Here is a 6,993-nt window from a genome sequence, read left to right on the forward strand (position 1 = left end):
TGAATCAATTCTACACCATGTCCACAGCCTCGCTTTTGCGGGGCTTTTTTATTGGAGAAAGCCATGTCCTTTGACTTCAAAAAGTATGCTGTCGGAGGGGCGATGCGGCCTGATAGCTTCTCAGGACTGGATCAGGGCTTTGCTTCTGCACTGTCCAATATGTTTGCGGCTGCGCCGCCGGAGATTGCACAGCATTTGCGCATTACTTCCGGTTTTCGTTCTCCTGAGCGCCAAGCACAGCTTTGGCAGGATGCATTAACGAAATACGGATCACCGGAAAAAGCGAGGAAGTGGGTAGCGCCTCCGGGGCGATCCAATCACAATCATGGTCATGCTGTCGATCTGAAATATCTCGATCCGTCTGCAACGACATGGGCGCATGAGAATGCCGGTCGGTTTGGGCTGGCTTTCCCGCTTTCAAATGAGAACTGGCATATCGAGCTTGCGAGCAGACGCGGCGGCAAACCTGATCCGGCACTGGTTGCCAGCGCTCCGCCTTCACAGACCGCCCTCCCTTTGCCGAGCAGCGCAACTCCACAGGCATGGCTTACATCGCAGCCGCAAGCAAATAACGAACCGGTGCCAGCCTTTGCGGAGGCAGTCGCCACTGAGCCAAACCGCTCACAATCCAGCCTCAACGCACTGTTGCAAGCCTTTGGTCAACAGCAGCCGGAAGCATCGCCGTTTTCGCCGGTTCAGTTCTCCGGCGTTTCTCCCAACCAGTCCAATGCTCTCGCTGCACTTGTGGCTTCAATCAAACAAGGACGCGTATAATGCCGGTCAAAGATTATAGCACTACACCGTCAAATAACACGGCCATCAACAGGATTAACATTGCTGAAGGGTGCGCCCCATCGAATATCAACAATGCGATCCGACAGCTTATGGCCGATCTGGCAGACAAGCAGGCACTGAAAGCCTTTCTCAATGTTGTGATTGGTACGGATGTGCAGGCTTATGATCCAAAGCTTTACAATATGGTCGTGCCTGTTGGCGGAACAATCGAATGGAACGGCGATACGGAGCCGGAAGGCTGGATGTTCGAGGACGGACGCGCATTGTCCCGCACAACTTATCCGGCACTGTTCGCTGTTCTTGGCACAAAATGGGGGGCTGGAAACGGTACGACGACTTTCAATATCCCTGATAGTCGGGGGCGCGTTGTAGCTGGCATTAATCGCGGAACCGGCAGGCTCACCGCTGCGTACGGTGGGGTTGACGGTGATGTTCTTGGCGCTGTGGGTGGCTCGCAAACCCATGTCCTGACGGAAGCGCAGATGCCAAGTCACCGGCATGAAGGCAATACCAATCAATCCGGCAGGCACTGGCACCATTATACAGGCGCAGCCACGAACGTGAATTACGGTGGCGACCGCCCATCTGGCACCGGAGGCAACAGCAAGTCGGCGACAGACGAAGCCGGTGAGCATTCCCACTATGTTGAGACAAATTACAAGGGCGGGAACCAACCGCACAACAACGTTCAGCCGACGATTATCAAAAACAAGATTATTCGGGTGCTGTGATGGAAAAAACATCTCCTACTCCACAGGCGATTTCCGGTGTCTCAGATACGAGAAGCATCCGTGTCCTGCTCCTTGCGAACGGGCAACAGGTGCATGCGCCGTTAGACGGCCTTTTGAAACCTCTCGCTGACCGAATAACAGAACTTGAAGCCCGCCTTACTGCGGCTGGCTTATAAGAGGTGACGCATGGTTGATATTCCTTATCATACCCATCAATTTGACATTCCCACCGCATCTGAGGGTGAAATCCGCACTGGCGTAGAAGCCGGTAAAGCTATCACGCCTGATAAGCTTTTCCCTGTGCTTGCAGACAAGGCCGATAAGTCTACCACCCTTGCCGGATATGGCATTGTTGATGCCGCGACCAAAGAGCAGGGGCAGAAGGCAGATACGGCAGTGCAGCCTGCACAGGTTTCCGCTGTGGGCTTTTCAGGTCGCTATGACGATTTGCTGAATAAGCCTTCGCTTGGTAGTGCTTCGGGGCTGAATGTTGGCACGACTGCGGGAACTGTTGCAGCAGGTGACGATGCCCGTATCGTTAATGCCGCTCAGAAAAGCATCACTGTAACTGCCGGAGCGGGGCTGAGCGGTGGCGGCACTTTGGCTGCAAATATCGCTCTTGCCCTTTCCTCTACGTCACTCGCCTCGCTGGCTTTAGCAGATACCGCTGTTCAACCTTCAAGAAAGCTTACAGCCGGTACGGGACTGACGGGTGGTGGCGACTTCTCCGCTGACCGGACAGTGGCACTGAGTGCTGCAAGTATTGCGTCTCTTGCAAAAGCTGACACCGCCGTGCAACCGCCAGCAATCGCTAATTTTGCAACGAAGGCGGAACTGACTGCTGGACTGGCTACAAAGCTTGATACTGGTGCTCAAGCTGCGGACAGTGCGAAACTACAGGGTTTTACAGCTCTCACGCTTCCAATCTCGACAGCAACGCAAACTGCACTGGATGGAAAGGCAACCACAGTGCAGGGCGCAAAAGCTGACACTGCTGTTCAGCCGTCTGATCTTGGTGCTCTGGCAACTAAAAGCAAAGTCGCGACGACAGATATTGATGCTACTGGCTCAACAGCGGGCGGGGCATTGTTAACGCGCGGCGGTGTATGGGTTGATCCGTCCGGTGGCGGTGACATGTTCCGTGCAACATATGACCCGAATAACAAGGCCACCGATGCTTTCAGCATGGGCAGTATGGTCGAAACGACATCTGCCAAAGTTATGACCGCAGCTGAGCGAACAAAGCTTGCAGGCATTGCCACCGGTGCGACGGCAAATACAGGAACGGTAACAAGTGTCGGGGTTGCTGTACCAGCTGGTTTATCTGCAACTGGTGCGATTACCACGAGCGGCACAATCACTATCTCATACGCTGCCGGATATCAGGGTTACACCACTGCGGAAGCAAGCAAGCTGGCCGGAATTCCTGCTGATGCGGATAAGACACCGCCACTTGCAGCGGTAGCCACGACTGGCAGTTACGGCGATCTGTCGGGTAAACCTGCGACTTTCCCGCCATCCCCTCATACTCACACACCTGCTGAAGTCGGCCTTGGCAACGTGGCCAACAAAACAGAAGCGCAAATGGTGGCTTCGGGGGCGATTGCTGATGCATTAGGCGGCAAACTTGGCACGGGAGAAAAGGCTGCGGATAGCGCCAAGCTAGACGGGAAAACTCCTGCAGAACTTCCAGTATCGACTGCGCAACAGTCAGCGCTAAACAGCAAACAGAACAATTTGGGTTATACACCTATCAATAAGGCTGGAGACACTTTTACCGGCGATGTAAACATGCTGTACTCCGATACGCGACGGGGGACTGCATATACACAACAGGCAATGCAGGGGTTCGGCTGGTCGTCTGGATTTGTTCCTTGGCGCATCATCTTGAACGGAGATGAAAGTCTTGCTTGGTGGGCTTACGACCCAAACAATGGCAACGCCCGCGGCCAGAGAATGTTTCTGTCGCAGGGTGGAAATCTTGCCATCAATGGTAGCCTTTCAAAAGGCTCTGGTACTTTTCTTATTGACCACCCACTTGCTCCTGAGGATAAAAACCTCCGTCACGCTTTCACTGAAGCGCCTGAGAACCTGAATATTTACCGCGGTGTTGTCCGTCTTGTTAACGGCAAGGCAACCGTGAACATTGATGAATATTTCGGCATGATGTTCGGTACGTTCTGGGCATTGAATACGGATATCATGGTGTCAGCTCTGCAAAATCAGGAAGGCGGCACAGCTGTTTGGCCTGAGAGCAAAATGACCGGCGGCATATTGAACATTACTTGTGCTGATACAGCCTGCAATGATGAAATCGCTTGGATGGTTACAGGGCGGCGTAAAGACCCGTATGTACTGTTTGTTGATCCGAATTGTGAGCACGGTACCGGTCGTTTCATCCCTGAGTTTGAAAAAGAGGCCTAACATGAGCACTGTGACAGTTGTCGATCATGAACGTATCGGGAAAAAAGGCTTCCCTATGCACCCGGAAGCGTATCCTGATTTTGCACTACCCATGAAAGAAGTTCCGGTCGAAGACATTGAGGGTGGCGACATTCCCGGAGCAGAATTAACGCCAGAACAGCAACGCGCCCTGATGCCGCCAATCAGCAAGCGCCAGCTTCGTCTGACATTAGTGCGCAACGGTATCAGCTTGTCTGACCTCAACGCGGCTATTATCGCAATGGGTTATGAAGCTGTAATCGAGTGGCAAGACGCTTCTGAGTACCGGCGTTTGCACCCATTGCTCAACCAAGTGGCAGCGCATCTGTCGTTAACGCAAGAGCAGGTTGATGTAATGTGGCAGCAGGCGTTAAGCGCTTAAAACGAAAACAGCCCCAGACGTTGATCTGAGGCTGTAATTTAGTTCTATAAGAGGGATTAGAACTTGTAGTTTACACCGATGCGAACTTCGCTGAGGTTTGTTTTGAAGCGACGTTCACCAGATGCAGCAGGGAAGTTAGGATCTGTAATAGTGACGTTTTTCTTGCCAAAATTCGAGTAAAGATATTCAGCCTTCAAAGTCCAGTTATTTGTCACAGCATATTCAAGACCTGCACCTACGCTATAACCAATGGAGGTTTTTGAAGCCGAATTTTCAAATGATGGACGAGCTGTGCCAGCACGGCATGAAGTGCTTCCTGCTGGGAAGCCTCCAAGAGCGTTTTTATCTGAACATCCTACAGTATGCTTCATATCAGCCCAAGCCAGACCGCCCGTAATATAAGGCATGAAGCGATCAGCAGCATAACCGAGACGAGCCCGAACTGTACCATGTGTGCCGATTTTGTCTTGTGTGTAATATGTGCTGTATGCGTCGGTATCATTCCAGTTCTTCTTTACGCCGCTGAAAGAAATGTCAGCTTCCGCACCAAGAACCATATTATTGTCAAACTGGTAGTTGTAACCAGCTTGAATGCCGCCAAGTCCGCCCTTCATTTTCTTTTCTGGGGAGCCAAGATTGTTAACGTCATTGGTTTTGCCCCAGCCGTAGCCAGCATGCGCACCAATGTAGCCGCCTGTCCAGGAGAAGGTGTCAACCACAACTGGTGCTGGTTCGTTATAAACTACGGCATCGGCGGCCATAGCGGAGCTGGTGAACAAAAGTGCGGCGGATGCTGCAAGGGTAAGGCTTTTAAACATATTGATCTCCCAAAAGATAATTCTTGAGTTATTTTCTACACTGGCAAGTGAAAAATAGCTGTTACATGACAGCAACAGTCATGTGAAAACGCATATTCATTTGTCTGTAGCAGTTAAGCTTTGTAATTATTATTTTCAACAATGAACTGATGCCTCGCTTTTGCGGGGCTTTTTTTATGAAAGGAACGCTATGCGTGAGACCTTAACGACCGCGCTTGACCTGATGTTTGGTCATGAGGGCGGATATGTGAATAATCCGAAAGACCCGGGCGGTGCCACGAAGTACGGCATCACACACAGGACATTGGCCGCTCACCGTGGTGTTGCCAGCGTTACACCTGCACAGGTCAAAGCGCTCACCAAGGAAGAAGCTGCAAAGATTTATCGGCGCTCCTATTGGGTGCAATCCGGCGGCGATCTGCTTCCGGTTGGCATTGACTTCATGGCTTTTGACTATGGTGTGAACAGTGGCCCAGCACAGGCGATTAAATCGCTACAACGGATTGTTGGCGTGACGGCTGATGGTATCGTCGGCGCTCATACCGTTGCGGCTGTGAAGGCATATAAGGGCGATCTGATCGCCGCTTATGCGGCGGAGCGTCTTCGGTTCATGAAGACATTGAAAACTTGGCCGGTGTCTGGTCGGGGTTGGCAAAAGCGGGTGATCAGTGTGGAGGCGCAATCACGTCAGCTCATACGGGGATTCCAAGTAAATACCGATGTGAATACTTCCTCGGCTAAGGCCAACCCCAAAGATCAATCTCTCATGGAAACATTTAAAAAGCCAGAGGCATGGGCATCAATTGGCGGCCTTTTATCCGGTCTTGGCGGTATGGCTTCCGGCTCGGGTCCGATCCAATGGGCGCTTGCAATTATCATGGTCGGAGCATTTGCCACCGGTGTTTATTTCCTCATCAAGCGCATGCAGGATCAGGCGGCATGAAGATCAACTTTCAACACATCACTGGTGCGGTTATCGGAGGGGCAGTTTCAGGCCTCTTTTTTTATGCGCTCGGGCAACATGACGGCAAACAGGATGCGGCATTAAAAGCTGCTCAAGCTGTCACACAGGCAATTCAGAGCAGGGCAGGGATTAATGAGAAAATCGACAATTTGGACAGCTTTGCTCTGTGTGTTGAGCTTGGCGGGGTGCGCGACCAGTGCGAGCAATTGCGCGGGCTGGCAGGAAATCAGCCTTAAACCGGAAACAGCTGTGTATCTGGCAGGTAATGATGCGCAGGCGGGCAAAGGCATTGCTGGTCATAATGTATACGGGAACAAGGCGGGGTGCTGGTGATGTCGCCAACAGAGAATGATTTCGATCTTCGTTCCCGCGTTGTAAATCTTGAGCAGCAGCTGACCGGTATTCTCCCGCGCCTTGTGGTTCTCGAGAAGTTTCAGGTTCAATCTGAAATAGCAGATGCACGCAAAGACGAACAATGGAAGCATATGGACAACCGGTTTAACGATCTTGAGAAGAAAATATCCGGTGTAAGTGATACTCTGGCTAAGGTCGTTTGGCTTATAATAAGCGCTTTGATCCTTGGGGTTGTCAGCTTCATGATAAAGGGTGGTTTTAATGTGGCTTAATGTTGCTCTTTGGTTTTGATTTCTTTGTTTTTGAAGGCGGTGTGATCGCTGCTTGAGCAAGTCTTTGCGCTTTTAATCGAGCGGTTTTCTCATCGCGAAGTTTCACATTTTCTTCGATTTCATCGGAGATACGTGCATGAACACTGCTTTGAAGCTGCGTTTTCTCAAAGGCAATTTCTGCATTTTGACGTAATAAGCTATGCATTGATTTCATCTGGTAGCCAATCTTGATGTG

The 6,993-nt window shown here is 51.4% G+C and carries 8 protein-coding genes and 1 pseudogene; 7 read left to right on the plus strand and 2 right to left on the minus strand.

The window, feature by feature from the left end:
• Positions 1–102: 102 nt before the first annotated feature.
• From JNC80_RS11335 to JNC80_RS11350, 4 genes are all read left to right on the plus strand, one after another.
• The gene (locus JNC80_RS11335) at positions 103–774 is read left to right on the plus strand and encodes a M15 family metallopeptidase (protein ID WP_376710372.1); all 672 of its coding nucleotides are present in this window, start codon (positions 103–105) and stop codon (positions 772–774) included.
• The gene (locus tag JNC80_RS11340; RefSeq protein WP_376710373.1) at positions 774–1,526 is read left to right on the plus strand and encodes a phage tail protein; all 753 of its coding nucleotides are present in this window, start codon (positions 774–776) and stop codon (positions 1,524–1,526) included. The genes JNC80_RS11335 and JNC80_RS11340 overlap by 1 nt, the downstream gene beginning before the upstream one ends.
• A 186-nt stretch (positions 1,527–1,712) precedes the next feature.
• A complete protein-coding gene (locus JNC80_RS11345) occupies positions 1,713–3,950 on the plus strand; it encodes an autotransporter outer membrane beta-barrel domain-containing protein (protein ID WP_116089432.1) in 2,238 nt (745 codons plus the stop codon).
• 1 nt (position 3,951) lies between these two features.
• Entirely contained in the window at positions 3,952–4,350 is a 399-nt protein-coding gene (locus tag JNC80_RS11350; RefSeq protein WP_376710374.1) for a hypothetical protein, read from the plus strand.
• Between the two features lie 56 nt (positions 4,351–4,406).
• Here the strand turns inward: JNC80_RS11350 and JNC80_RS11355 are convergent, their stop codons facing one another.
• Complete coding sequence (locus JNC80_RS11355) at positions 4,407–5,168, minus strand: outer membrane protein (RefSeq protein ID WP_116089430.1); 762 nt, start codon at positions 5,166–5,168, stop codon at positions 4,407–4,409.
• 190 nt (positions 5,169–5,358) lie between these two features.
• On the opposite strand from JNC80_RS11355, the gene JNC80_RS11360 reads away from it, so the two are divergent.
• The 3 genes from JNC80_RS11360 (at position 5,359) to JNC80_RS11370 (ending at position 6,758) form a co-directional block, all read left to right on the plus strand.
• Positions 5,359–6,111 (plus strand): glycoside hydrolase family 108 protein, encoded by a 753-nt coding sequence (locus JNC80_RS11360; RefSeq protein ID WP_376710375.1) that lies wholly within the window; start codon positions 5,359–5,361, stop codon positions 6,109–6,111.
• Positions 6,108–6,368 carry a hypothetical protein gene (locus tag JNC80_RS11365; protein ID WP_116089429.1) on the plus strand — a complete coding sequence of 87 codons (261 nt, stop codon included), beginning with the start codon at positions 6,108–6,110 and terminating at the stop codon, positions 6,366–6,368. The genes JNC80_RS11360 and JNC80_RS11365 overlap by 4 nt, the downstream gene beginning before the upstream one ends.
• Positions 6,369–6,464: 96 nt before the next feature.
• Positions 6,465–6,758, plus strand: a complete 294-nt coding sequence (locus JNC80_RS11370) for a hypothetical protein (RefSeq protein WP_116089428.1) — start codon at positions 6,465–6,467, stop codon at positions 6,756–6,758.
• Here JNC80_RS11370 and JNC80_RS11375 read toward each other — a convergent pair.
• Positions 6,745–6,993 (minus strand): annotated as a pseudogene (locus JNC80_RS11375) (hypothetical protein); the annotation flags it as partial. The gene JNC80_RS11370 and the pseudogene JNC80_RS11375 sit on opposite strands and share 14 nt — an antisense overlap.

It is taken from the genome of Pseudochrobactrum lubricantis (genome assembly GCF_041929865.1).
Taxonomy (GTDB): domain Bacteria; phylum Pseudomonadota; class Alphaproteobacteria; order Rhizobiales; family Rhizobiaceae; genus Pseudochrobactrum; species Pseudochrobactrum saccharolyticum.

What these genes read in the sequence shown, in the direction of transcription:
- JNC80_RS11360 (WP_376710375.1), top strand. Translation starts at nt 5,359, where the DNA reads ATGCGTGAGACCTTAACGACCGCGCTTGACCTGATGTTTGGTCATGAG.
- JNC80_RS11365 (WP_116089429.1), top strand. Translation starts at nt 6,108, where the DNA reads ATGAAGATCAACTTTCAACACATCACTGGTGCGGTTATCGGAGGGGCA.
- JNC80_RS11345 (WP_116089432.1), top strand. Translation starts at nt 1,713, where the DNA reads ATGGTTGATATTCCTTATCATACCCATCAATTTGACATTCCCACCGCA.
- JNC80_RS11335 (WP_376710372.1), top strand. Translation starts at nt 103, where the DNA reads ATGCGGCCTGATAGCTTCTCAGGACTGGATCAGGGCTTTGCTTCTGCA.
- JNC80_RS11355 (WP_116089430.1), bottom strand. Translation starts at nt 5,168, where the DNA reads ATGTTTAAAAGCCTTACCCTTGCAGCATCCGCCGCACTTTTGTTCACC.
- JNC80_RS11340 (WP_376710373.1), top strand. Translation starts at nt 774, where the DNA reads ATGCCGGTCAAAGATTATAGCACTACACCGTCAAATAACACGGCCATC.
- JNC80_RS11370 (WP_116089428.1), top strand. Translation starts at nt 6,465, where the DNA reads ATGTCGCCAACAGAGAATGATTTCGATCTTCGTTCCCGCGTTGTAAAT.
- JNC80_RS11350 (WP_376710374.1), top strand. Translation starts at nt 3,952, where the DNA reads ATGAGCACTGTGACAGTTGTCGATCATGAACGTATCGGGAAAAAAGGC.